The sequence below is a fragment of the Pseudoroseicyclus sp. CXY001 genome, assembly GCF_041714655.1.
Lineage (GTDB): Bacteria > Pseudomonadota > Alphaproteobacteria > Rhodobacterales > Rhodobacteraceae > Pseudoroseicyclus_A.
On record NZ_CP168219.1, the window covers coordinates 1,039,457 to 1,064,015 of the forward strand.

23 protein-coding genes are annotated in these 24,559 nt (G+C 69.7%); 17 read left to right on the forward strand and 6 right to left on the reverse strand.

Going from position 1 to position 24,559, the window contains the following annotated elements:
• Window positions 1-35 precede the first annotated feature (35 nt).
• From ACAZ03_RS05155 to ACAZ03_RS05200, 10 genes are all read left to right on the forward strand, one after another.
• Entirely contained in the window at window positions 36-464 is a 429-nt protein-coding gene (locus ACAZ03_RS05155) for a MarR family winged helix-turn-helix transcriptional regulator (protein ID WP_373356321.1), read from the forward strand.
• 110 nt (window positions 465-574) lie between these two features.
• A complete protein-coding gene (locus ACAZ03_RS05160) occupies window positions 575-2,644 on the forward strand; it encodes an FAD-dependent oxidoreductase (RefSeq protein ID WP_373356322.1) in 2,070 nt (689 codons plus the stop codon).
• A 46-nt stretch (window positions 2,645-2,690) separates the two neighbouring features.
• The gene (locus ACAZ03_RS05165; protein ID WP_373356323.1) at window positions 2,691-4,211 is read left to right on the forward strand and encodes a trimethylamine methyltransferase family protein; all 1,521 of its coding nucleotides are present in this window, start codon (window positions 2,691-2,693) and stop codon (window positions 4,209-4,211) included.
• A gap of 13 nt (window positions 4,212-4,224) precedes the next feature.
• Complete coding sequence (locus tag ACAZ03_RS05170; protein ID WP_373356324.1) at window positions 4,225-6,258, forward strand: CocE/NonD family hydrolase; 2,034 nt, start codon at window positions 4,225-4,227, stop codon at window positions 6,256-6,258.
• 12 nt (window positions 6,259-6,270) lie between these two features.
• A complete protein-coding gene (locus ACAZ03_RS05175) occupies window positions 6,271-7,221 on the forward strand; it encodes an ABC transporter permease (RefSeq protein ID WP_373356325.1) in 951 nt (316 codons plus the stop codon).
• Window positions 7,205-8,125: an ABC transporter permease gene (locus ACAZ03_RS05180; RefSeq protein ID WP_373356326.1), complete on the forward strand. Its 921-nt coding sequence runs from the start codon at window positions 7,205-7,207 to the stop codon at window positions 8,123-8,125. The genes ACAZ03_RS05175 and ACAZ03_RS05180 overlap by 17 nt, the downstream gene beginning before the upstream one ends.
• Entirely contained in the window at window positions 8,122-9,075 is a 954-nt protein-coding gene (locus ACAZ03_RS05185) for an ABC transporter ATP-binding protein (protein WP_373356327.1), read from the forward strand. The genes ACAZ03_RS05180 and ACAZ03_RS05185 overlap by 4 nt, the downstream gene beginning before the upstream one ends.
• A 113-nt stretch (window positions 9,076-9,188) precedes the next feature.
• Window positions 9,189-10,127 carry an oligopeptide/dipeptide ABC transporter ATP-binding protein gene (locus ACAZ03_RS05190; protein ID WP_373356328.1) on the forward strand — a complete coding sequence of 313 codons (939 nt, stop codon included), beginning with the start codon at window positions 9,189-9,191 and terminating at the stop codon, window positions 10,125-10,127.
• A gap of 13 nt (window positions 10,128-10,140) precedes the next feature.
• Window positions 10,141-11,691 (forward strand): ABC transporter substrate-binding protein, encoded by a 1,551-nt coding sequence (locus ACAZ03_RS05195; protein ID WP_373356329.1) that lies wholly within the window; start codon window positions 10,141-10,143, stop codon window positions 11,689-11,691.
• 59 nt (window positions 11,692-11,750) lie between these two features.
• Window positions 11,751-12,353, forward strand: a complete 603-nt coding sequence (locus ACAZ03_RS05200; RefSeq protein ID WP_373356330.1) for a TetR/AcrR family transcriptional regulator — start codon at window positions 11,751-11,753, stop codon at window positions 12,351-12,353.
• Between the two features lie 114 nt (window positions 12,354-12,467).
• Here the strand turns inward: ACAZ03_RS05200 and ACAZ03_RS05205 are convergent, their stop codons facing one another.
• From ACAZ03_RS05205 to ACAZ03_RS05220, 4 genes are read right to left on the reverse strand one after another with little or no spacing between them, the layout of a single operon-like run.
• The gene (locus ACAZ03_RS05205; protein ID WP_373356331.1) at window positions 12,468-14,063 is read right to left on the reverse strand and encodes a 5-guanidino-2-oxopentanoate decarboxylase; all 1,596 of its coding nucleotides are present in this window, start codon (window positions 14,061-14,063) and stop codon (window positions 12,468-12,470) included.
• 3 nt (window positions 14,064-14,066) lie between these two features.
• A complete protein-coding gene (locus ACAZ03_RS05210; protein WP_373356332.1) occupies window positions 14,067-15,263 on the reverse strand; it encodes a pyridoxal phosphate-dependent aminotransferase in 1,197 nt (398 codons plus the stop codon).
• Window positions 15,260-15,907, reverse strand: coding sequence for a TetR family transcriptional regulator C-terminal domain-containing protein (locus ACAZ03_RS05215; RefSeq protein ID WP_373356333.1), 648 nt, complete (start codon window positions 15,905-15,907; stop codon window positions 15,260-15,262). Before ACAZ03_RS05215 ends, ACAZ03_RS05210 begins: the two co-directional genes overlap by 4 nt.
• Before the next feature lie 56 nt (window positions 15,908-15,963).
• Entirely contained in the window at window positions 15,964-16,827 is an 864-nt protein-coding gene (locus tag ACAZ03_RS05220; protein ID WP_373356334.1) for a LysR substrate-binding domain-containing protein, read from the reverse strand.
• A gap of 116 nt (window positions 16,828-16,943) precedes the next feature.
• On the opposite strand from ACAZ03_RS05220, the gene ACAZ03_RS05225 reads away from it, so the two are divergent.
• Both ACAZ03_RS05225 and ACAZ03_RS05230 read left to right on the forward strand, forming a co-directional pair.
• Complete coding sequence (locus tag ACAZ03_RS05225; protein WP_373356335.1) at window positions 16,944-18,083, forward strand: TauD/TfdA family dioxygenase; 1,140 nt, start codon at window positions 16,944-16,946, stop codon at window positions 18,081-18,083.
• On the forward strand, window positions 18,080-18,820 hold the full coding sequence (locus tag ACAZ03_RS05230) for a class II aldolase/adducin family protein (protein WP_373356336.1): 741 nt from the start codon (window positions 18,080-18,082) through the stop codon (window positions 18,818-18,820). The genes ACAZ03_RS05225 and ACAZ03_RS05230 overlap by 4 nt, the downstream gene beginning before the upstream one ends.
• A 36-nt stretch (window positions 18,821-18,856) precedes the next feature.
• Here the strand turns inward: ACAZ03_RS05230 and rpoH are convergent, their stop codons facing one another.
• Both rpoH and ACAZ03_RS05240 read right to left on the reverse strand, forming a co-directional pair.
• On the reverse strand, window positions 18,857-19,753 hold the full coding sequence (rpoH, locus tag ACAZ03_RS05235) for an RNA polymerase sigma factor RpoH (RefSeq protein ID WP_373356337.1): 897 nt from the start codon (window positions 19,751-19,753) through the stop codon (window positions 18,857-18,859).
• 121 nt (window positions 19,754-19,874) lie between these two features.
• The gene (locus ACAZ03_RS05240) at window positions 19,875-20,318 is read right to left on the reverse strand and encodes a winged helix-turn-helix transcriptional regulator (RefSeq protein WP_373356338.1); all 444 of its coding nucleotides are present in this window, start codon (window positions 20,316-20,318) and stop codon (window positions 19,875-19,877) included.
• A 170-nt stretch (window positions 20,319-20,488) separates the two neighbouring features.
• Here ACAZ03_RS05240 and ACAZ03_RS05245 point away from each other — a divergent pair, with 170 nt between their 5' ends.
• The 5 genes from ACAZ03_RS05245 (at window position 20,489) to ACAZ03_RS05265 (ending at window position 24,520) form a co-directional block, all read left to right on the forward strand.
• The gene (locus ACAZ03_RS05245; protein ID WP_373356339.1) at window positions 20,489-21,217 is read left to right on the forward strand and encodes a PIG-L deacetylase family protein; all 729 of its coding nucleotides are present in this window, start codon (window positions 20,489-20,491) and stop codon (window positions 21,215-21,217) included.
• 33 nt (window positions 21,218-21,250) lie between these two features.
• Window positions 21,251-21,634, forward strand: a complete 384-nt coding sequence (locus ACAZ03_RS05250; protein WP_373356340.1) for a DoxX family protein — start codon at window positions 21,251-21,253, stop codon at window positions 21,632-21,634.
• A 100-nt stretch (window positions 21,635-21,734) separates the two neighbouring features.
• Window positions 21,735-22,703: a VOC family protein gene (locus ACAZ03_RS05255; protein WP_373356341.1), complete on the forward strand. Its 969-nt coding sequence runs from the start codon at window positions 21,735-21,737 to the stop codon at window positions 22,701-22,703.
• 82 nt (window positions 22,704-22,785) lie between these two features.
• Window positions 22,786-23,460 (forward strand): 4-carboxy-4-hydroxy-2-oxoadipate aldolase/oxaloacetate decarboxylase, encoded by a 675-nt coding sequence (locus tag ACAZ03_RS05260; protein WP_373356343.1) that lies wholly within the window; start codon window positions 22,786-22,788, stop codon window positions 23,458-23,460.
• Complete coding sequence (locus ACAZ03_RS05265; RefSeq protein WP_373356344.1) at window positions 23,453-24,520, forward strand: 4-oxalomesaconate tautomerase; 1,068 nt, start codon at window positions 23,453-23,455, stop codon at window positions 24,518-24,520. Before ACAZ03_RS05260 ends, ACAZ03_RS05265 begins: the two co-directional genes overlap by 8 nt.
• Window positions 24,521-24,559: the final 39 nt, after the last annotated feature.

Sequence of the window (24,559 nt, forward strand, 5' to 3'; positions counted from 1 at the left end):
ATATCAGGCGACTGACATAATGTAAGCCTCCTGATATGACAAGCCCCCCCTACGCGCCCTACGAGTCCCTCGGCTATGCCTTGAAGCGGGCCCAGCATGCCCTGCGCCTCCACATGGACCGCGAGCTGCGGCCGCTCGGGCTGAGCGCGCCGCAATATGCGGTGCTGACGCATGTGGAGGCGGAGCCCGGGGTCTCCAACGCTGGGCTGGCGCGCCGCGCCTTCGTGACGCCGCAGACCATGCAGGCGATGCTGGCGAAGCTGGAGGCCGCCGGGCTCCTCGCCCGCGCGCCCGACCCCGAGCACGGCCGCATCCAGCGCACCGAGCTGACGGAAGCGGGGCGGGCGATCCTGGCCAAGGCCCATGACGCCGCGCTCCGCTCGGAAACGGCCGCCCGCGCCGCTGCCCCGGAAGAGGCCGCCCGATGGCTCACCCGCATCGCGGAGGCACTGGACCCAACGTGAATGCCTGCCAAAGTGGCAGGGTCGCCCGAGTGGGCGAGGGCGATGCCAAAGGTCTTGACAGGACGCCCACCGGCCCCGTTAACTGAACGGGAGTTCAACAAGGGGTCCCCATGCCGCGTCCCTCCCGCTACGACGTGCTCTTCGAGCCGGTGAAGATCGGCCCCAAGGTCGCGAAGAACCGCTTCTATCAGGTGCCCCATGCCTCCGGCATGACCAATGCCAATCCGCATGTGCGGGCGGCGTTCCGGGGCACCAAGGCGGAGGGCGGCTGGGGCGTCGTCTCCACCGGGGCCTGCTCGGTGCATCCCTCGTCGGACGACAGCCCCTTTCCCTTCGCTTCGCTCTGGGACGGCTCCGACATCCGCGCCCATGCGCTGACCACCGATGCCGTCCATGAACATGGGGCGCTCGCGGCGGTGGAGCTCTGGCACGGCGGCGCCGCGGCGGTGAACCGCACCAGCCGCTATGCGCCGCTCTCGCCCTCGGGCGTGCCCTGGATGGCGACGCATGTAGGCTTCATGTCCTCGGCGCGGCCGAAGATCATGGATGCCTCCGACATCCGCGATTTGATCCGCTGGCATGCCGAGGCGGCCGTGCGGGCGGAGGAGGCGGGCTTCGACATCCTCTATGTCTATGCCGGCATGGGCTATCTGCCCTATCAGTTCCTCCTCTCCGACTACAATCACCGGACCGACGCCTATGGCGGGTCCGCGCAGAACCGCGTCCGCCTTATCTCCGAGCTGATCGACGCCGTGCGCGAGGCTACCCATGGCCGCACCGCCGTGGCGCTGCGCATCTCGCTGCAAGAGCTGCGCGCCCGCCCCGCCGAGGGAGCGGAGACGGAGGCGCATGAGGTCATCGAGCTCCTGAAGGACGCGCCCGACCTTTTCGACGTGAAGATGGATTACTCCTCCAGCGACTGCGCCCCCTCGCGCTACGTGCAGGAGGGCAGCCACGAGCCGGTCGTCGATTTCGTCAAGACGATCACCGACAAGCCGGTCGTCGGCGTCGGCCGCTTCACCTCGCCCGACACGATGGTCTCGATGGTCAAGCGCGGCGTCCTTGACCTCATCGGCGGCGCCCGCCCCTCCATCGCCGATCCCTTCCTGCCGAAGAAGATCGAGGAGGGCCGCGAGGACGAGATCCGCGAGTGCATCGGCTGCAACATCTGCATCTCCTCCTGGCATGACGGTGTCTGGGTGCGCTGCACGCAGAACCCGACGGCGGGGGAGGAATGGCGGCGGAACTGGCATCCCGAGGTGGTGACGAAGGACAGCGAGGAGAGCGCCGTCGTCATCGGCTCCGGCCCTGCCGGGCTGGAAGCGGCGCTGACGCTGGCCCGCCGGGGCATGCAGGTCACCGTCGCCGAGGCGGGGGCGGAATTCGGCGGGCGGCTCCTCTGGGAAGCGAAGCTGCCGGGCCTCCGCCAATGGTTCCGCGTCATCGACTACCGTCTGGGGCGGCTCCTCCAGATGCCCAATGTCTCGCTCTTCGCCGAAAGCCGGCTCGCGGCGGAGGATGTGGCGGAGTTCGGGGCCGATCACGTCGTCGTCGCCACCGGCGCCCGCTGGACGCGCAACCTCTGCGGCGCCAACGAGATCCCGACCGGCCCGATCAGCGGCCCGCGCATCTACACGCCGGACGACATCGCGGCGGGCACCGAGATCGAGGGCCCCGTCGCCGTCTTCGATTACGACAATTACTACATGGGTTCGGCCATTGCCGAGCATCTGGCGGGGCAGGGGAAGGATGTCACCTACATCACCACCGCCGGCGCCGCGCAGAGCTGGGGCGTGATGACCAACGAGCAGCCGCATGTCCATGTCGCCTTCCAGCGGCTCGGCATCGCCTACCGGACGCTGGAGATCGTCGAGGATTTCGACGGCGAGACGCTGGGCCTCTCCCAGATCTTCACCGCCGAGCGCCGCGAGATCGCGGCCCGCTCGCTCGTGATCGTTGGCCAGCGGCTCGGCGACACCGATCTGCATGCGGCCCTCGCCGCCGCCGGCACGCCCTCGCTGCATCTGACAGGCGATGCCAACGCCCCCGGCGCCATCGCCCATGCCACCTACCAGGCCCACCGCACCGCCCGCGCCGTGGGCCTCGCCCCCGCCTCGCTCATCGAGCGGCGCGACGCCCCCTTCGCCCCGCCCGGCCTCTTCCCGGAGGCGGCGGAATGAGCCCTGATCCCATGCATCTGGCCGTAGATACCTCCGGGGCCGCATCATGAGCGCCCGCGCCCGTCGCACCCGCCGCGGCTCCGGCCCGCCGCCGATCGAGCAGGCGGCCTTCGGCCAGCGTCGCCGCCCCTACCGGCCGGTCGAGGTCATCACCGCCGACCAGGTGGAGGCGATCCATCAGGCGGCGCTGACTCTCCTTTCCACGCAAGGCTTCCGCGCCCTCGACGAACGCGCCCGGGGCCTCTACCGCGACGCCGGGGCGGAGGTCGAAGACGTCACCGTCCGGCTCGATCCCGGCCTCGTCACCGAACGCCTGAAGACCGTCCCCGCCAGCTTCACCCTCGCCGCCCGCAACCCGGCGCATGACCTGACGGTCGGGGGGGATCTCTGCGTCTATGCCTCCGTCGGCGGCCCCGCCTATGTGATGGACAATGACCGCGGCCGGCGCGACGGGACCTTCGCCGAGATGCAGGATTACATGCGCCTCGTGCAGGTGCTGAACGTCCTCCACCAGGAGGGCGGCTGCCCCTTCGAGCCAATGGACCTGCCGGCCAATACCCGGCATCTCGACATCTACCGCGCGCAGATCACGCTTCTCGACAAGAACTGGCAGACTCAGACGCTCGGCCACAAGCGCACGATGGACGGCATCGAGATGGCCGCCATCGCGCTCGGCACCACGCCCGAGGCGCTGGCCGACAAGCCGGCGCTCCTCGGCGTCATCAACACCAACTCGCCCTTGCAGCTCGACATCCCGATGGCCGAAGGGCTGATCGCCATGGCCTCGCACGGCCAGCCGGTCGCCATCACGCCCTTCACCCTCGCCGGAGCCATGGCGCCGGTGACGCTGGCGGGCGCGCTCGTCCAGCAGCATGCCGAGGCGCTGGCGGGGATCGTGCTCACGCAGATCGTCCGCCCCGGCGCGCCGGTGCTCTACGGCGGCTTCACCTCGAATGTCGACATGCGCTCGGGCTCCCCCGCCTTCGGCACGCCCGAATACATCAAGGCGGCGCAGGCCACCGGCCAGCTCGCCCGGCATATCGGCGTGCCCTTCCGCTCGTCCAACGTGAACGCCGCCAACGAGGTGGATGCCCAATCGGCCTACGAGAGCATGTTCGCGCTCTGGGGCGCGCTCATGGGGGGCTGCCACCTTCTCGAGCATGGCGCCGGATGGCTTCATGGCGGGCTCACCGCGAGCTTCGAGAAGCTCATCCTCGATGCCGAGATGCTGCAGATGATGGATGCCTATTACGCCCCGCTCGACACCTCGCCCGATGCGCTCGCGCTCGATGCCATCGCCGAGGCCGGCCCGGGCGGGCATTTCTTCGGCACCGCCCATACGATGGAACGCTACGAGACGGCGTTCCACACGCCGCTCCTGTCCAACTGGGACAACCATCCCCTCTGGCTCGAGAAGGGCTCCATTGACGCGCGGACCCGAGCGAACGGCGTCTGGAAGAGCCTCCTCGCCACCTATGAACAGCCGGCCTTCGAACCCGACCGCGCCGAGGCGCTCGACGCCTTCGTCGCGCGCCGGACGGAAGAGGGCGGGGCGCCGATGAACTGATGCCGAAGAGCCCATGACAGAGATCCGCGACAGCTTCCCCCACGACGTCGAGATCACGGAGAACCTCTTCGTGCCGCTGAAGGACGGCACGCGCCTCGCCGCCAAGCTCTGGCTGCCGAAGGGGATCGGCCCGGTGCCGGTGATCCTCGAATACCTGCCCTATCGCAAGCGCGAGGGCACGCGGGCGCGGGATCAGGAGATGCATGGATGGCTCGCCGGGCAGGGCTATGCCTGCCTCCGGCTCGACATCCGCGGTACGGGCGACAGCGAGGGGATCATCGAGGACGAATACTCGGTGCAGGAGCAGCTCGACGGCGTCGAGGCCATCGGCTGGATTGCCGAGCAGGAGTGGTGCGACGGTCAGGTGGCGATGATCGGCATCTCCTGGGGCGGGTTCAACGGCCTCCAGATCGCCGCCCGCCAGCCCCCGGCGCTGAAGACAATCATCACGGTCGGCTCCACCGATGACCGCTACGCCACCGACATCCACTGGGTCGGCGGCTGCCTGTCGAAGGACAATTTCGACTGGTCCGCCACCATGTTCGCCCATAACGACCTGCCGCCCGACCCGGAGCTCTCCGGCCCCGGCTGGCGCGCGCAATGGCTCGCCCGGATGGAGGCGAACAGCCCCTGGATCCTCACCTGGCTCGCCCACCAGCGGCGGGACGAGTACTGGAGGCAGGGCTCCGTCTGCGAGGATTTCAGCCGGATCACCATTCCCGTCTATGCCGTCTCCGGCTGGGCGGACAATTATGCCGAAAGCGTCCCGCGCCTCCTCGAAGGCCTCTCCGGCCCCCGCCGCGGCCTCGTCGGCCCCTGGGCGCACAGCTTCCCCCATGACGTCGCCGTCCATCCTGCGATCGGCTGGCTGCAGGAGGTGAAACGCTGGTGCGACCACTGGCTGAAGGGCGAGGGGCAGGGGCTCGAGGGCGAGCCCATGTACCGCGTCTGGATGCAGGAGAGCGTCCCGCCGCAGACCTGCTACCTGGAGCGCCCCGGCCGCTGGGTCGGCGAAGGCGCCTGGCCCTCGCCGAGGATCGAGCACCGCCCGCTGACCCTCACCGCCACCGGGGGCCTGAGCCCTGAGCCGCTCCCGGAGGGGGCGGCCGAGGAGGCCCGGCTCGAGATCTGCTCGCCCCTCTCCGTCGGCCTCGCCGCCGGCGAGGTCGGCCGCTACGGCGAGGATGCCGAATGGGCGCCCGACCAGCGCGAGGATGATGGCGGAAGCCTCGTCTTCACCACCGATCCGCTCCCCGAGCGGACAGAGATCCTCGGCGCCCCGCAGCTCACCCTGCGCTTTTCCTCCGACAAGCCCATGGCCCTCGTCGCCGTGCGCCTGAACGACGTCCTGCCCGACGGCCGCTCGACCAAGGTCACCCAAGGCTACCTCAACCTCACCCACCGGCAGGATCACGAGCATGCCGAGCTCCTGACCCCGGGGGAGACCTACGAGGTCACCGTCGATCTCGACGACATCGCCCATGCCTTCCCGGCCGGGCACCGTATCGCGGTCTCGCTCTCCACCACCTATTTTCCCATCTGCTGGCCCTCGCCGGAGCTCGCCACGCTCTCCATCGTCCCGGGCGCGAGCCGGCTCGACCTGCCCGTCCGCCCGCCGCGGGCCGAGGACGAGCAGCTCCGCGCCTTCGATGCGCCCGAGATGGCGGCGCCGACGCCGAGCGTGAAGCACCCCGCGCCCGAGGGCGTCCGCCGCACGATCACCCGCGACCTCCTCAGCGGCGAGACCGTGGTCGACTTCCCCCGCTGGACCTATTCGACCGAGATGACCGACATCGGCCAGACGGTCACCTCCGACGCCTTCGCCCGCTACCGGATCACCGAGGGCGACCCGCTCTCCGCCGTCTGCGAGACCGAATGCAATGTCGAGATCAAGGGCCCCGACACGACCTGCGGCCACCACTCCACGGGGCGGCTGACCTCGGACGCGACCCATTTCCGGGTCGAGATGACATTGCGCGTCACCGAGAACGGCGAGACGCTTCTGGAACGACAATGGGATGAAAGGATCGCGCGCGACCATGTGTGAGCGAAGGGCCCCATGCTGAGATACGCCGTCCGGCGTATCGGCCTCGCCATCGTGATCCTCCTCACGGTGATGCTGGCCATGTATGCCATGGTGTTCCTCATTCCCGGCGATCCCGCCTCTCTCGCCCTCGGCCCCCGCGCGACGCCGGAGCTGAAGGCGCTCCTGCGCGAGCGCATGGGGCTGGACGAGCCGCTCCTCACCCAGATCTGGCTGTTCCTCAAGAACGCCGCCACCGGCGATCTCGGCTATGACGTCTGGTCGCAGCGGCCGGTCCTCGACCTCATCTGGGAGTTCTTCCCCAAGACGCTGGTGCTCGGGCTCGTGGCGCTCCTCTGGGCGCTCGTTCTCGGTATCCTCCTCGGCGCCGCCGCCGTCGTCTGGCGGGGGACGATCACCGACCGGGCGCTCGGGCTCCTTTCCGTCAGCTTCATCTCGGTGCCGTCCTTCGTCATCGCCATCTATGCGATCCTGATCTTCGCCGTCTGGCTGCACTGGCTGCCGGCCATCGGCGCCGGGAGCCCCGGAGACCTCGGCAGCCAGATCCGGGCGCTGATCCTGCCGGCCTTCGCGCTCGGCATCGGCTGGGTCGGCTACCTCGCCCGGCTGGTGCGCGCCTCGCTTCTCGAGGTGATGGGCGAGCACCACATCCGCACGGCGCGCGCCTTCGGCCTGCCGGAGCACCGGGTGGTCTTCCGCTACGCGCTTCGCGTCGCCATCATCCCGACGATCGCGCTCCTTGCCGTCGGCCTCGGGTCGATCCTCTCCTCGGCGGTCTTCGTCGAGGCGGTCTTCTCGCGCCCCGGCATCGGCACGCTGATGACGGGCGCCGTCTCCAACCGGAATTATCCGGTCGTCATGGGCTGCGTCCTTTTCATGACCGCCTTCTATCTCTTCGTCGTCACCGCCGCCGATCTCCTGATCGCGCGGCTTGATCCGAGGGTCCGCGATGCCGTCCGACGCTAGCGCCCCCGTCGCGCGCCCCGAGCCAGAGCCGGGCCGCGAGCGCCGCGCCGCCGGGCGCGCGCTCTACCGCTCGTCGCTGCGCATCCTTCTGAAGGACCCGATGGGCGCCATGGGGCTGATCCTCGTGCTCGTCTTCGTCGCCATGGCGCTCTTCGCCCCCTGGCTCGCGCCCTACGACCCGATCAAGCTCGACGTGATGGACAAGTTCCAGGGCCCGAGCTGGGAGCATTGGGCGGGGACGGACCAGCTCGGCCGCGACCTCCTCTCGCGCATCATCTACGGCGCCCGCACCGCGCTCGGCATCGCGCTCACCTCCGTCGGGCTGGCGGGACTCGGCGGCATCGTGCTCGGCATGATCGCCGGCTACGGGCCGCGCTGGCTGGATGCGATCCTCGTCCTCATCTTCGACAGCGTCTCCTCGCTGCCGATGATCATGCTGGCCCTCGCCGTCATCACCGTCATCGGCCCGGGCACGGACACGCTGATCCTCGTCGTCGTCACCGTGTCGATCCCCGCCTATGCGCGGCTGATCCGGGCGCAGACGCTGGGGCTCTCCTCCGCCGATTTCATCGTGGCCGAGCGGGCGATGGGCGCCTCCTCCGTGCGCATTCTCTTCAAGCACCTTCTGCCCAATGTCGTGGGGCCGCTGGTCATCCTCCTGTCGATGGACGTGCCGATCATCATCATGCTCGAGGCCGGGCTCAGCTATCTCAACCTCGGGGTGCGCCCGCCGATCCCCTCCTGGGGGAACATCCTCTACGACGGCTACACCTCGCTGCGCTCCGCCCCGCATATGGTGCTCTTCGCCGGGGCGCCGCTGGTGCTCTCCACCCTCGGCTTCACCTTCCTCGGCGAGGGCCTGCGGGACGCGCTCGACCCCAAGCTGGTCAAGGGGGGCGCATGAGCGAGCCTGTCCTTTCCGCTCAGGGGCTCCGGCTCCGCTACCCCGGCGGCGTGCAGGCGCTGCGGGGCGTGACGCTGGAGGTGCAGCCCGGCGAAGTGCTGGGCATCGCCGGCGAATCCGGTTGCGGCAAGTCCACGCTGGCGGGCGCGCTCATCCACCTCCTGGGCGCCGGGGCCGAGGTCACCGAGGGCGCCGTCCGCCTCAAGGGAGAGGATCTGACGGCGCTGCCCGAGCGCCGCCGCCGGGCGCTCCGCGGCCGCGAGATCGCCATGGTCTTCCAGGACCCGCTGACGGCGTTCAACCCGGTGCTGAAGATCGGCGCCCAGCTCACCGACTTCCAGATCAACGCCGAGGGCTCCACCCGCGAGAAGCGCGCCCGCGCCGCCGCCATGCTCGCCAAGGTCGGGCTGGAGCCCGAGCTCGCCATGGCCCGCTATCCGCATGAGCTCTCCGGCGGCATGCGCCAGCGCGCCGCCATCGCCGCGGCGCTCCTGATGCGCCCCAACGTGCTCATCGCCGACGAGCCGACCACGGCGCTCGACGTGACGATGGAGGCGCAGATCATCCACCTCCTCCGCGAGCTCCAAGGGGAGGTCGGCTGCGCCATCGTCATCGTGACCCACCACCTCGGCGTCATCGCCGAGCTCTGCGACCGGGTGGCGGTCATGTATGCGGGCGAGGTGGTGGAGGTGGCGCCGGTGGACGACCTCTATCACGCGCCGCTCCACCCCTATACCAAGGCGCTCCTCGCCTGCGACCCGGCGGTTCTCGAGGCGAACACCGGCCGCCTGCCCACCATCGGCGGCCGCCTTCCCGACCTGACAGACCCGCCAGCCGGCTGCGCCTTCGCCCCCCGCTGCCCGCTCGCCTCCGACATCTGCGCCACCCCGCCCCCCCGCGTCCGCCCCGCCCCCGGCCGCGAGGCGCTCTGCCACAAGGTGGCGCCATGACCTCCCGGGATCCCCTTTCATCTGGCCAGAAATACCTCGGAGGTGTGGAGGCAGAGCCTCCGCCCGGCCCGGCACGGGCCGGCCCCCCCTCCGCCGGCACGCCTCTCCTGCAGATGGAGGACCTCCAGGTCGATCTGCCGCTCGGCGGGCTCTTCTCGCGCGCCGAGCTCAACATCCTCGCCGGCATCACGCTCGATCTGCCGGCCGGCCAGACTTTAGGCCTCGTCGGCGAGAGCGGCTCCGGCAAGACGACGCTGGCCCGCGCCATCCTTGGCCTCCAATCCAGCACCGGCTCGCTCGCCTTCGAGGGCCGGCCCCTGGCCACATCCGCCGATTTCCGGGCCATCCGCCGGCGGACGGCGTTGATGTTCCAGGATGCCGCCGCCTCGCTCTCCCCCCGCATGAACGTGGCGGAGGCGGTGACCGAGCCGCTCGTCATCCACAAGGCGATGGAGGGCGCCAAGCGGCGCGACAAGGCGGCGGAGCTCCTCGCCGAGGTCGGCCTGCCGGCGGATATGGGCGCGCGCTTCCCCCATGAGCTTTCCGGCGGGCAGGCGCGGCGCGTCGGCGTCGCGCGGTCGCTGGCGCTGAAACCCGCGCTCGTCATCGCCGACGAGCCGACGGCGGGGCTCGATGTCTCCGTCCAGGCCGACATCCTCAACCTGATGGCCGATCTCAAGGCGCGGCACGGGCTGAGCTACCTCATCATCACCCACAATCTCGCGCTCATCCGCCATGTGGCGGACCGTATCGCCGTTCTCTACCTCGGGCGGCTGGTCGAGACGGGCCCCACGGCCCGGATCTTCGCCAGCCCCGCCCATCCCTACACCAAGAGCCTCATCGCCGCCGAGCCGAAGCCCGATCCGCGCAAGCGCCGGGTCGATCTGGCGATCAAGGGAGAGATTCCGGGCGTCCTGCGCCGCCCGCGGGCCTGCGCGTTCCACACGCGCTGCCCCCTCGTGCAGGATATTTGCCGCACCGAAGAGCCGGTGCTGCGCACCATCGCCCCGGGCCGCCAGGCCCGGTGCCATCTCATTGACGCGACCAATTAACGGGGAGAAACCAATGACCTGGAAGACCAACAGACGCCAATTCCTGCAGACCGCCGGTGCCGGACTTGCGGCGGCCGCGGCCGCCCCGCGCTTCGCCTGGGCCCAGGACGGAGACACGCTCCGCATCCGCATGGCCGCCGATTACCAGGTGATCGACCCCTGGGGCATCATCGGCGGGCTCGACGACGTGATCCCGCGCTGCACCACCGTGACGCTCGTCCGCCTCGGCGACCTGCGCGACGGCTCGCCCTGGGAGCCCTATGCCGCCGAGGCGATCGAATGGCAGAGCGAGACGGCGCTCGCCTTCACGCTCCGCGAGGGTCTGAGCTGGACGAACGGCTACGGGCCGGTCACCGCCGAGGACGTCAAGTATTCCTTCGAGCGCATCGCCGGCTCCGACAGCCCCTGGGCCTATCAGTTCGAGATGCTCGACCATGTCGAGGTCACCGGCGAGCGCAGCGGCATCATCCACCTGACCGCGCCCTTCGCGCCCTTCATCGTCACCGCGCTGCCCTATTATGGCGGCCATCTCGTCTGCAAGGCGGCGGTCGAGGAGGTCGGCGGCAGCTTCACCACCGAGGCGCCGGCGGAATGCGGGCCCTATCTCTTCTCCTCCTGGGAGCAGCAGCAGAAGATCACGCTGACCGCCAACCCCGACTGGACGGGCGAGGCGCCGGATTTCTCCGCGATCGAGGTCTATATCGTCGAGGACGACCAGTCGGCGCTCCTGGCCTACGAGGCCAGCAGCTTCGACTTCACCCGCATCGCGGCGAGCGCCATCAGCCAGCTTCGGGGCTCCATGCCCGAGGGGGCCGAGCTGATCGAGGCCGACAGCACGACCTACACCTGGCTGACGATCAACCAGAATGCGCCGACGCTGCAGGACCCCCGCGTCCGCCAGGCGATCCAGCTCGCCTATGACAGCGAGGCTGTGCTCTACGGCGCCTATGACGGCACGGTCGGGCGCTCCACCGGCCTCATCCCGCCGGGCTCGGATTATGCCCGCGAGGCCAATATCTACGAGACCCGCGATGTCGAGAAGGCCCGCGAGCTCCTGGCCGAGGCCGGGGCCGAGGGGCTGACGCTGAACCTCGTGGCGCTCACGGATTCCACCTCGCAGACCGTCGCCCAGATCATCCAGGCGAGCCTGTCCGAGGCCGGGATCAACGTCGTGATCCAGCCGACGGAAGAGGCCGCCTACTGGGCGCTCGGCGACAAGGAAGCGGGCGACGACTACCTGACGCTCGAGCTGGTCCTTCAGGGCTTCGCCGGCGGCGTGGATCCGACGGAGAATTTCGTCTGGTTCCGCCCCGACCAGATCGGCGTCTACAACTGGACCTTCTTCGACAGCCAGGAGTTCGAGGATCTCTACCAGGCCTCGCTGGTCGAGCTCGACCCGGAGGCACGCAAGGGCATGTTCAACCGGATGGAGGACCTGATGGAGGAGAGCGGCTCGTTCATCTTCATCGCCTTCTCGCCCTATCTGGCGATCCACGATGCCGATATCTCGCCGGTGATCCTTGCCGACGGCCATCCTGACCCGGTACGCTTCGCAAAAGTGTAACGATCCTCCGGCGCCCCTCCCTCTGGTTGTGAGGGGCGCCGGTCACCCGGTCGAGGGACATGAGCGCCAGAAAGGCCCCCAAATACATCCGCCTGAGCGGTGAGGCACGCCGCGCGCAGCTCGTGGCCGCGGGGCTGGCCTGCATGGCGCGGGGCGGGATCCAGGAGTTCACGGTCGACCGAATCTGCGAGGAGGCGGGGGTGAGCCGCGGCCTCGTCATCCACCATTTCGGCTCGATGAACGCGCTTCTGGCGGCGGTCTATGCCTCGATGTATCTCGGCTCGACGCGCCTGCCCGGCCCGCCGGAGCCCGGCAAGACCCGCCTGACGGCGCTGCTCGAGGCCTTCTTCTCGCCGGAGAACTTCAACCGGGATGCGTTCAACATCTGGCTGACGCTCTGGGGGCAGATCTCGATCAACGAGGATCTGAAGACCGAGCACCGGATGCAATATGCGGCCTATCTCGCCGATGTCTCCGGCGCCATCTCCGAGGCGGCCGAGGCGAACGGCACGACCATCGAGGCGGAGCCGCTGGCGCGGGTGCTCATCTGCCTGATCGACGGGCTCGGCATCCAGCATTGCATCGAGCCCGCCTCGATGCCGGCGGAGAAGGCTCTGGAAGCCTGCCGCCAGCTCCTCGCGCCGCATCTGGGCGCGTTCTGAGACCTCCGATCCGGGCCCGGGCCTGATCGCGGGCGGCCCGGGGGGCTGTCTGCCCCCCGTCGCCCTGAAGGGCGACTCCCCCCGAGGATTTCCGGGAGCAAAGACATTGCGGCCTCAGGCGGGGCGGTCGAGCGGGGGCGCGGCGTCGGCGATCTCGATGAGGACGGGGCCGGTCGTCGGGGGCAGGGCCCTCAGGGCGGCCGCGACATCGGCGGGGGCCGGGCCGGTCCGGCGATAGGGCATGGCGCAGGACTTCGCCACCGCCTCCAAATCGGGGGGCGCGGGGTGGCAGCCGATCACCTCCGTCTCCGCCTCGCGCATGGCCCAGGCGATCTCCTGATAGGCGTGGTTGTTCCAGATGAGGAAGGTGATGGGCAGCTTCTCCTCCGCCGCGGTCATCAGCTCGGCCAGCGAGAATTGCGCGCCGCCGTCGCCGTTGAGCGAGATAACGGGCGTGCCCGGTGCGGCGAGGGCGGCGCCGATGGAAGCCGGGATGGCGAAGCCGAGGGCGCCGTAGCCGGTCGCGGCATTGAACCAGCCGCCGGGGCGGTCGTGATCGTAGGAAAGGTTGCCGGCATAGACGGCCTGCGTGGAATCTCCGACGACGAGCGCGCCGGGGACGGCGTCGCGGATCGCGTCCAGCACATCGGCGCAGGCGGCGAGCCCAGCGTCGAGCCCGGCGCGGGCGCCCTTGCGGGCCATGGCGGCGCGGGCGGCGCCCTCTGCCGGGGGCCGGGAGGGCAGGCGGGCGGCGAGGGCGGGCAGGAGCGTCTCGGCATGGCCCTGCAGCGGGATCTCTGCCTCATGGCGGCGGAGCTGGGCGGCGGAGATGTCGATGCGGACGAGCCGGGCCGGCGCGGGCCAGAGCCCGTCGACCATCATGTCGTAATCCGTCTGCCCGAATTCCGTGCCGACGGCGAGGACGGCATCCGCCTCCGCCACCAGCGCACGGACGGGGGCGAGGCTGGGCGAGGCGGCGACGGTCAGCGGGTGGCCATGGAGGAGCCCCCGCGCATTGGCCGTCTGGATCACCGGGGCGTCCAGTGCCTCCGCCACCTCGCGGAGCGCCGCCTCCGCCCGCCGGGCGCCGCCGCCAGCGAGGATCACCGGGCGCGAGGCGCCGGCGAGGAGCCGGGCGGCGGCGTCTAGCCCGGGCGGCAGGGACGGGGTCGGCGTGAGGGGCGGCTCGCCGGGCGCGGGCGCGGGCAGGGGCATCACGTCGAGCGGGATCTCGATGTGGTGGGGTCCCGGGCGGCCGCTCGCCAGCGCCGCGAAGGCGGCGTCGAGGGCGGGGGCGAGGTCCTCCGGCCGCTCGACGCGCGTGGCGGTCAGCGCGACCTTGGCGGCGAGGCCGAGCTGGTCGGGCAGCTCGTGGAGCTTGCCGAGCCCCTTGCCGAGCGACGCGCGGTCGTTGACGCCCGAGATCACCAGCATCGGCGAGGAATCCGCCCGTGCCTGACCCATCGGCGTCAGCACGTTGGTCACCCCTGGCCCGGTGATGACCAGCGCCACCCCGGGCTTGCCGCTGACCCGCCCGTAGCCATCGGCCATGAAGCCGGCGCCCTGCTCGTGGCGGGCGGTGATGTGGCGGATGCCGGAGCCGGCGAGGCCGCGATAGAGCTCCACCGTATGGACGCCCGGGATGCCGAAGACGACCTCGACCCCCCGCGCCTTCAGACCCGCAATCAGCGCTTCTCCCACCGATGCCATGGCTCAGGCCTCCGCTCTGCTGGGCGCGCGCATATGGCGCTCTGCATGGGTGAGGATGCGGGTGATCGCCTCGTCGAGCTTGGCATCCGGCACCGTCAGCGCGAGGCGCACCCATCCGGCGATGGAGGGGCCGAAGACGCTGCCGGGCATGAGGGCGACGCCGGTTTTCTCAAGGAGGTCGGCGGCATAGGCGGCATCGCTCATCCCCGTGGCGCGGATATCGATGAGGGCGAACATGCCGGCCTCCGGGCGGTTGACCTTGAGCGGCCCCGCCTCCAGCCGCTCCGCCAGCCGCTGCGCGCGGGCGCTCAGCCGGGCGGCCATGCCGCGCGCGGTAGCGGAGGGGGCCGAGACGGCGAGCGCCGTGGCGTCGGCGATGAAGGGCTGGTTGCCGAAGAGCATCGTGTCGGAGAGGGGCGCGAGCCGGGCCGCCGCCTCCTCCGGCAAGACGGCCCAGCCGGAGCGGAAGCCGGGGGCCGCGTGGCTCTTCGAGATGGACGAGACGACCACCGTCCGCTCGGCGAGGGCGGGGTCGGCCAGCGGCGAGGCGAAGGGCGCGCCGGAGAAGATCAGCTCGTCATAGACCTCGTCGGCGACGATCCAGAGGTCATGCGCCCGGGCGATCTCGCCGATGGCGGCAATGTCCTCGGCGCGGAGCACGGCGCCCGTCGGGTTCTGCGGGGAGTTGAGGAGGAGCGCGCGGGTGCGGGGCGTCACGCGGGCCGCGAGATCCTCCGCCGAGAGCCGGAAGCCCCGCTCGGGGCGGAGCGGCACGGGCACCGGCTCGGCGCCGGAGGCCCGGATGACGCCCTCGTAAGTCGCATACATCGGGTCGCCCACCAGCACCTCGGTGCCCGGCTCGGCGAGGCCGGTCATCACAGCATAGAGCGCCGTCTGCGTGCCGGGGAAGCAGAGGATCTGCGCGGGCGTGATCTCCCGCCCGGTGCTGTCGGAATAGCGGCGGGCGAGGGCGGCGCGGAGCGCGGGCTCGCCGCGCCCGTCGGAATATTCCGTGCGGCCCGCGCGGAGCGCGGTGACGGCGGCCTCGATCAGCGGCTCTGGGGCCGGCACGTCGGGGTTGCCGATGGTCAGGTCGATGATGTCGTGCCCCGCGGCTTCGAGCGCCTGGGCGCGGTAGTAGATGTCCCATTTGGCGGCGCCGAGGGCGTTCAGGCGGTCGAGGATGGCGGCGTATCTCATTGGGACTCCAAGGATAGGTCGAGCCCGGTGAGGGCGGAGACGGAGGTGAGGGCGAGCCCGGCGATCTCGCCCTCGCCGAAGGCCTCGGGCAGGGCGCCGGCCTCGAGCCAGAGCCCGTCGAGCACGGCGTTGCAGGCGATGGCGAGGGCGCGCGCCTCGGGGGCGCGGAGGGGGCGGCCGGCCTCCTCCCGCGCCTCGGTGAGCAGCGCCTGCAGCCGGTCGCGATAGGAGAGGTAGCTGGCCTCGTGCGTGGCGCGGATCGCCCGCGAGCCGCGCGTCATGTTGAGAAAGCCCGCCCAGAGCGCCAGCCCGGCGGGCTCGGCCACGGGCGGCGTGACGGAGGCGCGGATCATCGCCGCGAGCCGGGCGCGCGGGGAGGGGCCGGCACCGGCGACCTCCGCCTCGATGGCCTCGGCCTGGGCGGCCATATGGGCGGCATAGGCGGCGTCGATCAGCGCCTCCTTGCCGGAGAAATGATGGCGGATCATGCCCTGGGTGAGCCCGGCGCGGTCGGCGATGGCGCGGACGGTCGCGGCGGCCGGGCCGGCCTCGGCCACAAGTTCCAGCGTCGCCGCGATCAGCGCGGCGCGGCGCGCCTCGGGCTCGGCGCGGATGAAGCTGCGGCGGGGTTCGGGGCGAGTCACTCTGGCCTCCTAATCATACGGATGTATAATTACGGGGAGACCCCCGGCGCAAGCCCTCAGTCGAGCAGCCAGGAGAGGAAGGCCCGCGCGCCGGCGGAGGGGCGGGGGCCTTCGGTGACCCAATAGGCGGTGCCGAGCGACATGGCGCCCTCCGGCCAGGGCGCCAGCGCCCCTTCGGCGATCAGGCGAGCCGTGATCGAGCGCCAGCCGAGCATCAGCCCCCGCCCATCGAGCGCCGCCTGCGTGGCCTGGACGTAATTGTCGAAGCTCTGCCCGGGCGCGCGGGAGCGGGGTAGCCCGCGCGCCGCCAGATAGTCGGTCCAGCCGGCCCAATGGAGGTTGGCGGCGGAGCGGACGTGGATGAGCGGCGCTTCGGAGAGGCTCTCCAGCCGCGCGATCAGGTCGGGGCGGCCGACGGGGCAGGCCTCCTCGTCGAAGAGCTTCACGGTCGGGCCGTCGCGGAAGGGGGTGGCGCCGTAGCGCAGGGTCACGTCGATGCCGGGGGCGAGGGCGGGCAGGTCGGTCGGCGGCGCCTGGACGTTGACGGTGATGCCGGGATGGGCGGCGTAGAAGCCGGGCAGGCGCGGCATCAGCCAGTAGGTCGCCATCCCGAGCGTGCAGGCGACGGTCACCTGCGCCTCCGCCAGATCGGCGCGGGCGCGCATGTCGTCGATGGCCGTGCCGATGGCACCGAGGCTGCCCTGCACCACCCGCGCCAGCTCCGCCCCCGCCGCGGTGAGCCGGGCAGGGCGGGTGGCACGGTCGAGGAGCGGCGCGCCGACGTGATCTTCGAGCGCCTTCAGTGCCTGGGTGACGGCCGGCTGGCTGACGTTGAGCGCCGCGGCGGCGGCGCGCATCGAGCCGAGCCGGGCGACGGCCTCGAACGTGGCAAGAAGGCGAAGCGGGGGGAGGCGGTCCATCGGGGTCTCAAGTTAAACTGCAGGTTAACTCGACTTCATCCGAATCCGCCTTTTTTCGCAAGCCCCACAGGTGCGAGGGTGCCGCAAACGCTCCCCCAGAAGTTAAGGATGCCGCCATGACCACTGTTGCCAACATCGCGCCGGCCCGCCCGGTCACGATCACCGATACCGGCGTCGAGGTCGCGCTCTCAGAGGGGCCGGCCTATTTCAACAGCTACTGGCTGCGCGACAATTGCCCGACGTCCTTCAACAGCGCCACGCGCGAGCGGAGCTTCGACATCTTCCACCTGAGCGAGGCGCCCCGCCCCGAGACGGCGGAGATGGACGGTGACGAGCTGGTCATCCGCTGGGCTGGCGAGGGGCATGTCTCGCGCTATCCGCTGAGCCTGCTCGAGGCCTTCGCGGGCGGCCAGAAGCGCCATGACCCGGCCGACCTGCCGCGCCAGGCCTGGTACGGCGACCACTACGCCGAGGTGCCCCGCTTCTCGCAGCCGACGCTCCTCGCCGACAAGGCGGAGGTCGCGAAATGGATCGAGGCGCTGATCGTCGAGGGGCTCGCCATCGTCACCGACATGCCCGACACCGACGCGGGCCTCACCGAGCTCGTCGAGCTCATGGGGCAGGTGCGGCCGACCTTCTTCGGCCTCTATTTCGACGTGAAGACCCATATCAACCCGACCAACACCGCCTATACGGCGAGCGCGCTCGAGCTGCATACCGACACGCCGGCGGAGGAAATGGCGCCGGGCGTCCAGTTCCTCCATTGCCGGGCGAATACCGTCGAGGGCGGCCAGAGCCTCTATGCCGACGGGGTGGCGGTGGCCAACGACTTCCGCGCGCGGGATCCGGAGGGCTTCCGTCTGCTCAGCGAGACGCCGGTGCCCTTTTATTGCGAGCATGACACCTACGACATGCGCTCGCGGCAGACGATCATCGAGCTCGACGAGCATGGCGAGGTCTCGGGCCTGACCATCAGCCAGCACATGCTCGACATCTCCGACCTGCCGCAGCACCTTCTGGATGCCTGGTATCCGGCCTTCTGCCGCTTCGGGCGGATGCTGCAGGAGCCGAGATACCTGATGCGCTTCATGATGAAGGCGGGGGAATGCATGGTCTTCGACAACCACCGGATCGTCCATGGCCGCGCCGCCTATTCGGCGACCTCGGGTGACCGCTACCTGCGCGGCACCTATGCCGACCGGGCCGAGATGCGCTCGACCTACCGGGCGCTGGTCAGCGAAGGGCGCTTCAAATGAGGGACGATGTGGCGGCGGAGCAGACGCTCCGCCAGGACCTCGCCGCCGCCTTCCGGCTCTGCCACCGCTTCGGCTGGAGCGAGTCGGTCGGCAACCATTTCTCCGCCGCGGTGAGCGAGGACGGGCGGCGGTTCCTCCTCAACCCGCGCTGGCAGCATTTCGCGACGATCAAGGCGAGCGACCTGTTGCTCCTCGATGCGGATGACGAGAGCGTCATGGCGGGGCCAGATGCGCCCGACCCCTCGGCCTGGGCGATCCACGGCACGCTCCACCGCGAGCTGCCGGAGGCGCGGGTGATCCTCCATTGCCATGCGCCTTATGCGACGGCGCTTGCCTGCCTGAAGGACCCGACGCTGCTGCCGCTCGACAACAACACCGCCCGCTTCTGGGGGCGGATCGGCTATGATCTGGAATTCGGAGGGATTTCCGACAGCGCCGAGGAGGGCGCCCATCTGGCGAAGGCCATGAAGGGCAAGGCGGCGCTGGTGATGGGCAATCATGGCGTGTCCATCGCCGGCGAGACGGTCGCGGAGGCCTTCGAGGATCTCTATTTCTTCGAAAAGGCGGCGCAGACGCAGATCCTCGCCCTGTCGACCGGTCAGCCGCTGGCGGTGCTCAGCGACAATGTCGCGCAGAACACTTCGGAAGGCTGGGGACCCTACGCGGGCATGGCCGAGCGCCACTTCGACTATCTGAAATCGGTGCTGGACGCGGACGACCCGAGCTGGCGGCAGTAGCAAAGCGGGGGCCGTCTCCGGCCCCCGCACCTGCGATCACGCGTCTTCGAGCATGCCCTTCTCGCGGGCGAGCGCCTGCATCCGCTCCTGCAGCTTCTCGAACGCCCGGACCTCGATCTGCCGGATGCGCTCGCGGCTGACGCCGTAGCGGCCGGAGAGGTCTTCAAGCGTCACCTGCTCGTCGGAGAGCCGCCGCTGCATCAGGATGTCGCGCTCGCGGTCGTTGAGCACGTCCATCGCCGAGGTCAGCATCTCGCGCCGGGCTTCCAGCTCGTCGCGTTCGGCATAATCGCCGGCCTGGTCGGCGTCTTCGTCTTCCAGCCAGTCCTGCCATTGCGTGGCGCTGTCGCCCTCGGTGCCGACCATCGCGTTCAGCGAGGCATCGGAGCCCGCGAGCCGCCGGTTCATCGAGATCACCTCGGTCTCGGTCACGCCGAGGTCATGGGCGATCTGGGCGACGTTCTCGGGGCGGAGGTCGCCCTCTTCGAGCGCACCGATGCGGGCCTTGGCCTTGCGGAGGTTGAAGAACAGCTTCTTCTGCGCCGAGGTGGTGCCGAGCTTCACGAGGCTCCACGACCGCAGGATGTACTCCTGGATCGAGGCGCGGATCCACCACATCGCATAGGTCGCGAGGCGGAAGCCCTTCTCGGGATCGAACCGCTTGACCGCCTGCATCAGGCCGACATTCGCCTCCGAGATGACCTCGGCCTGCGGCAGGCCGTAGCCGCGATAGCCCATGGCGATCTTGGCGGCGAGCCGCAGGTGCGATGTCACCATCTTGTGGGCGGCGCCGGTATCCTCATGGTCCACCCAGCGCTTGGCCAGCATGTATTCCTCTTCCGGTTCCAGAAGCGGGAACTTCCGGATCTCCTGAAGGTATCGGTTCAGCCCCTGTTCGGGCGACGGGGCCGGGAGGCTGGAATAGGTGCTCACGTGTCGTCCCTTATGTTTATGGTCTTAACATTGCAGATGGGTGCGCTCATTCCCTTATCAAGGGGGGCTGCGCCTCCGGGATGAAGATTTCGTTGCCCATTCGTGCAGGCCGCGTGCAGACTCATGCCTCAGCCTCCTGCGCCGATTCCTCGGCCTGGGCCGCGAGAAGCTGGGCCTTGAAGGCGCCGCAGGCGGCGGCACCGCCGCGCTCGAGCTGCAGCACCTTGTCGCAAAGCTCCGGGTCGCCATGGCGGTGCCGGGCACCCCAGGCGCCGAGAGCCGCGATGACGGGCAGCAGGTCCGCCCCCGCATCGGTCAGGCGGAAGTAGCCCTTCTGCCGATGCTGGGCGCAACATTCGCGCCGGAGGATCCCCGCATTGGTCAGCCGCTGCAGCCGCTCGGCCAGGACCGAGGGGGAGATCCCCTCCTCGGAGCCTTCCAGAAGGGCGCGGAAATGCTGGCGCTTGCCGAAGATGATGTCCCGCAGGACCAGCAGCGTCCAGCGATCTCCCACCACTTCCACGGCGAGGTTGATCGGGCAATCTGAGCGGTGCGTCTGGGTCATGTCGGTCGCGGAGCCGTCCTTGGTCTGTCTCGATAAGCGATATGGGAAGCCTACCGGTTATCCTTCAAGACCGGTAGGGAAAAAATATCGGTTAAGCGGAGCGCCGCCGATAGCGTTGGACAGGCCGGCGGCCCGCATGGAATATACGCCGCGCTCAGGGAGAGGATCACATGGCAAAATCCGCACTCGTCATCTCGGCCCATGCCGCCGATTTCGTCTGGCGCTGCGGGGGCGCCATCGCGCTGCATGCCGAGAAGGGGATCGAGGTCACCGTCCTCTGCCTGTCCTTCGGCGAGCGGGGCGAGAGCGCCAAGCTCTGGAAAGAGGAGGGCATGACGCTGCAGCGCGTCAAGGAAGTCCGCCGGTCCGAGGCGGAGCGGGCGGCGGAGGCCCTCGGCGTCCATGAGCTCGTCTGCCTCGATCTCGGCGACTACCCCCTGGAGTTCTCCCGCGAGAACAAGATGAAGATGGTGGAAGTCATCCGGGCCGTGCAGCCGGGCTTCATGCTCAGCCACAGCCAGTACGACCCCTACAACACCGATCACATGAACACGACCAATGCCGTCCTCGAGGCGCGGATGATCGCGCAGGCCTGGGGCCACAATCCCGGCGAGAAGGTCCTCGGCGCCCCGCAGCTCTACCTTTTCGAGCCGCACCAGACCGAGCAGATGGGCTGGAAGCCTGACACCTTCCTCGACATCACGCCGGTCTGGGAGAAGAAGCGCGCCGCCATCGAATGCATGGAGGGGCAGGAGCACCTCTGGGAGTTCTACACCCGCGTCGCCCAGCAGCGGGCCAACCATTTCAAGCGCAACTCCGGCGGCCAGTCGGGCGGGCGCGATTGCCGTTACGCCGAAGGGTTCCAGTCGGTCTTTCCGCGCACCGTCGATGAGTTATAAGGCCAGCCCTCTGACCTCAAAAGGTAAAGTGGTATGACCTTTCTCTCTCGCTATCGTCCGCAGCTTCTGTCGATCCTGCGGATCATGACGGCGCTTCTGATCCTGCAACACGGCACGACGAAGTTCTTCGACCTGCCGCCGAGCGGCATGGCGGCGCCTGTCTTCTCGATCATCGGCATTGCCGGCATTCTCGAACTCGTCGGCGGCGTCCTGCTGCTGATCGGCCTTTTCACCCGGGTGACGGCGTTCGTGCTCTCGGGCATGATGGCCGTGGCCTATTTCATGGTGCATGCGCCGCAGGGCTTCTATCCGCTGGTGAACGGCGGCGAGCTGGCGGTGATCTACTGCTTCACCTGCCTCTACCTCGCCGCGGCCGGCGCCGGCCCCTGGTCGGTCGACGCGGCCCGGGCGCGCTGAGGAGAGCGCGAGGTTCGAGGGAGGAGGGCGCCTTCTAGGCGCCGGCAAACAAGGGGCGGCCCGGCCGGTGCCGGGCTGCCCGACCGAGGGAGGAGAGACGATGCAAGAGCCCACCAACCCGAATTTCGACCTCGCCCATCTGGGGCATGTCGAGGTCTTCACAGACCGCTTCGAGGAGAGCCTCGATTTCTTCACCCGCGTTTACGGGCTGAAGCTCTCGGGACAGGACGAGGGCTCCGCCTATCTCCGCGCCTGGGAGGATTACGAGTTTCACTCGCTGAAGCTGACGAAGGCGGACCGCACCGGCGTCGGCCATATCGCCTACCGGGTGTCCTCACCCGAGGCGCTTGAGCGGCGCGTCGCCGCCATCGAGGCGAGCGACTACAAGGTGCTGGGCTGGGTCGAGGGCGACCTCGGCCATGGCCGCGCCTTCCGCTTCGAGGACCCGTTCGGCCATGTGTTCGAGCTCTACTGGGAGACGGTGAAATACAAGGCGCCGCCGGAGGATGCCTCGGCGCTGAAGAACCTCTCCTCCCGCTATCACGGGCAGGGGATCTCCCCCCGGCGGATCGACCATGTGAACCTCCTCGGCGAGGATGTCACCGCCTTTCGCGACTTCGTGGGGACCTGCCTCGGCCACCGGGTGACCGAATATATCCAGCTCGACAACGGCCGGATGGGCGGCTGCTGGTTCACCTGCAACAACAAGAGCTACGATCTCGTCTGTTCCGAGGAGCGGGGCGGCGGCGAGGGCCGGCTGCACCACGTCACCTATGCGACCGACACGCGGGAAGACATCCTGCGCGCCGCCGACATCTATCTGGAGAACGGCGTGCATATCGAGACGGGGCCGCACAAGCACGCCATCCAGGGGAGCTTCTTCCTCTATGCCTGGGAGCCGGCGGGCAACCGGATCGAGCTCGCCAATGCCGGCGCGCGGCTTGTCATGCAGCCAGACTGGGAGCCGGTGGTCTGGACGGAGGCGGATCGCGCCAAGGGCCAGGCCTGGGGGCTGAAGACGATCGCGACGTTCCATACGCACGGGACGCCGCCGGTGGAGAAGGGCTGAGGTTGCGCCTTGGGGGAGAGGCCGGGGGGCCAGCCCCCCGGACCCCCCGAGGTATTTATGGCCAGATGAAAGGGGATCCGGGATGGCGAACGTTGTCGTGCAGAATGTTGAGAGGGCGGCGGCCGAGGTGATCGACGGGCTGGCGAGGGCCGGGGTCGCGACGGTGCATGAGGCGCAGGGGCGGCGGGGGTGCTTCGCGTCGCGGATGCGGCCCATTCAGGAGGGCGCGGCGATTGCCGGCTCGGCGGTGACGATCTCGGCGCCGCCGGGGGACAACTGGATGATCCATGTGGCCATTGAGCAGCTTAAGGCCGGCGACGTGCTCGTTCTGGCGCCGACCTCGCCCTGCGACAACGGCTATTTCGGCGACCTCCTCGCGACCTCCGCCATGGCGCGCGGCTGCCGGGGGCTGGTGATCGACGCGGGCGTCCGCGACACGCGCGACCTGCGCGCCATGGGCTTTCCGGTCTGGTCAAAGGCGGTCTCCGCCGAGGCGACGGTGAAGAAGACCTTGGGCTCGGTGAACGTGCAGGTGGTCTGCGGGGGCCAGCTGGTGAACGCCGGCGACGTGATCGTCGCCGATGACGACGGGGTGGTCGTGGTGCGGCGCGAGGAGGCGGAGGAGGTGCTGGCCGCCGCCGAAAAGCGGCTGGCGGCGGAGGAGGCGAAGCGGGCGCGGCTCGCCTCGGGCGAGCTCGGGCTCGACATCTACGACATGCGGCCGCGGCTGGAGGCCAAGGGGCTGAAATATGTCTGAAGACGAGGGCATCCCCTGCCTCTGGATGCGGGGGGGCACCTCGAAGGGCGCCTATTTCCTCGACTCCGACCTGCCGGAGGATGTGGCGGCGCGCGATGACCTGCTCCTGCGCATCATGGGCTCGCCCGACGCGCGGCAGATCGACGGGATCGGCGGGGCGGATCCGCTCACCTCGAAGGTCGCGGTGCTCTCGCCGCCGAGCCGAGAGGATGCCGATGTCGACTACCTCTTCCTGCAGGTCTTCGTCGATCAGGCGCTGGTTTCGGATGCGCAGGGCTGCGGCAACATCCTCGCCGGCGTCGGCCCGGCCGCCATCGAGCGGGGGTTAGTGGCGGCGGCAGGGAAAGAGACGCGGGTGCGGATCCACATGGTCAACACCGGCGAGGTGGCCGAGGCGCTGATCGCGACGCCGGGCGGGCGGGTCAGCTATCGGGGCGAGGCGCGGATCGACGGGGTGCCGGGCACCCATGCGGCGGTGCCGCTGAAGTTCGAGGGGCTGGAGGGCTCGATGTGCGGGGCGCTCCTGCCGACCGGCCGGGCGGTGGACGTGATCGAGGGCGTCGAGGCGACGCTCCTCGACCTCGGGATGCCCTGCGTGGTCATGCGCGCCGCCGATCTCGGGGTGACGGGGCGCGAAAGCCGCGAGGAGCTTGAGGGCAATGCCGCGTTGAAAGAGCGGGTGGAGGCGATCCGCCTGGCCGCCGGGCCGCTGATGGGGCTCGGCGATGTGGCGGAGAAGAGCGTGCCGAAGATGTTCCTCGTCTCGGGGCCGCAGGCGGGCGGCACGCTCAACACCCGCAGCTTCATCCCGCACCGGGTGCATGCGACGGTCGGTGTTTTCGCCGCCGTCTCCGTCGCCGCGGCGGCGGTGATGGAGGGCACGCCGGCCGCCTCTGTGGCGCGGCTGCCGGAGGGGGAGACCTTCGTGATCGAGCATCCGGGCGGGGCGGCGGAGGTGCTGCTGGAGCGGGATGCGGCGGGCGCGGTCGTGCGGGCGGGGACGCTCAGGACGGCGCGAAAGCTCTTCGACGGGCTTGTTTTCCCGCGGGTGCCGGGCTGAACGACTTGCAGAAATGCGATCTCGGGGCCGAGTTTAGGG

What these genes read in the sequence shown, in the direction of transcription:
- ACAZ03_RS05205 (WP_373356331.1), bottom strand. Translation starts at nt 14,063, where the DNA reads ATGGCATCGGTGGGAGAAGCGCTGATTGCGGGTCTGAAGGCGCGGGGG.
- ACAZ03_RS05255 (WP_373356341.1), top strand. Translation starts at nt 21,735, where the DNA reads ATGCAAGAGCCCACCAACCCGAATTTCGACCTCGCCCATCTGGGGCAT.
- ACAZ03_RS05210 (WP_373356332.1), bottom strand. Translation starts at nt 15,263, where the DNA reads ATGAGATACGCCGCCATCCTCGACCGCCTGAACGCCCTCGGCGCCGCC.
- ACAZ03_RS05265 (WP_373356344.1), top strand. Translation starts at nt 23,453, where the DNA reads ATGTCTGAAGACGAGGGCATCCCCTGCCTCTGGATGCGGGGGGGCACC.
- ACAZ03_RS05160 (WP_373356322.1), top strand. Translation starts at nt 575, where the DNA reads ATGCCGCGTCCCTCCCGCTACGACGTGCTCTTCGAGCCGGTGAAGATC.
- ACAZ03_RS05170 (WP_373356324.1), top strand. Translation starts at nt 4,225, where the DNA reads ATGACAGAGATCCGCGACAGCTTCCCCCACGACGTCGAGATCACGGAG.
- ACAZ03_RS05225 (WP_373356335.1), top strand. Translation starts at nt 16,944, where the DNA reads ATGACCACTGTTGCCAACATCGCGCCGGCCCGCCCGGTCACGATCACC.
- ACAZ03_RS05155 (WP_373356321.1), top strand. Translation starts at nt 36, where the DNA reads ATGACAAGCCCCCCCTACGCGCCCTACGAGTCCCTCGGCTATGCCTTG.
- ACAZ03_RS05250 (WP_373356340.1), top strand. Translation starts at nt 21,251, where the DNA reads ATGACCTTTCTCTCTCGCTATCGTCCGCAGCTTCTGTCGATCCTGCGG.
- ACAZ03_RS05180 (WP_373356326.1), top strand. Translation starts at nt 7,205, where the DNA reads ATGCCGTCCGACGCTAGCGCCCCCGTCGCGCGCCCCGAGCCAGAGCCG.
- ACAZ03_RS05200 (WP_373356330.1), top strand. Translation starts at nt 11,751, where the DNA reads ATGAGCGCCAGAAAGGCCCCCAAATACATCCGCCTGAGCGGTGAGGCA.
- ACAZ03_RS05240 (WP_373356338.1), bottom strand. Translation starts at nt 20,318, where the DNA reads ATGACCCAGACGCACCGCTCAGATTGCCCGATCAACCTCGCCGTGGAA.
- ACAZ03_RS05190 (WP_373356328.1), top strand. Translation starts at nt 9,189, where the DNA reads ATGGAGGACCTCCAGGTCGATCTGCCGCTCGGCGGGCTCTTCTCGCGC.
- ACAZ03_RS05165 (WP_373356323.1), top strand. Translation starts at nt 2,691, where the DNA reads ATGAGCGCCCGCGCCCGTCGCACCCGCCGCGGCTCCGGCCCGCCGCCG.
- ACAZ03_RS05245 (WP_373356339.1), top strand. Translation starts at nt 20,489, where the DNA reads ATGGCAAAATCCGCACTCGTCATCTCGGCCCATGCCGCCGATTTCGTC.
- ACAZ03_RS05230 (WP_373356336.1), top strand. Translation starts at nt 18,080, where the DNA reads ATGAGGGACGATGTGGCGGCGGAGCAGACGCTCCGCCAGGACCTCGCC.
- ACAZ03_RS05185 (WP_373356327.1), top strand. Translation starts at nt 8,122, where the DNA reads ATGAGCGAGCCTGTCCTTTCCGCTCAGGGGCTCCGGCTCCGCTACCCC.
- ACAZ03_RS05220 (WP_373356334.1), bottom strand. Translation starts at nt 16,827, where the DNA reads ATGGACCGCCTCCCCCCGCTTCGCCTTCTTGCCACGTTCGAGGCCGTC.
- ACAZ03_RS05175 (WP_373356325.1), top strand. Translation starts at nt 6,271, where the DNA reads ATGCTGAGATACGCCGTCCGGCGTATCGGCCTCGCCATCGTGATCCTC.
- ACAZ03_RS05260 (WP_373356343.1), top strand. Translation starts at nt 22,786, where the DNA reads ATGGCGAACGTTGTCGTGCAGAATGTTGAGAGGGCGGCGGCCGAGGTG.
- ACAZ03_RS05195 (WP_373356329.1), top strand. Translation starts at nt 10,141, where the DNA reads ATGACCTGGAAGACCAACAGACGCCAATTCCTGCAGACCGCCGGTGCC.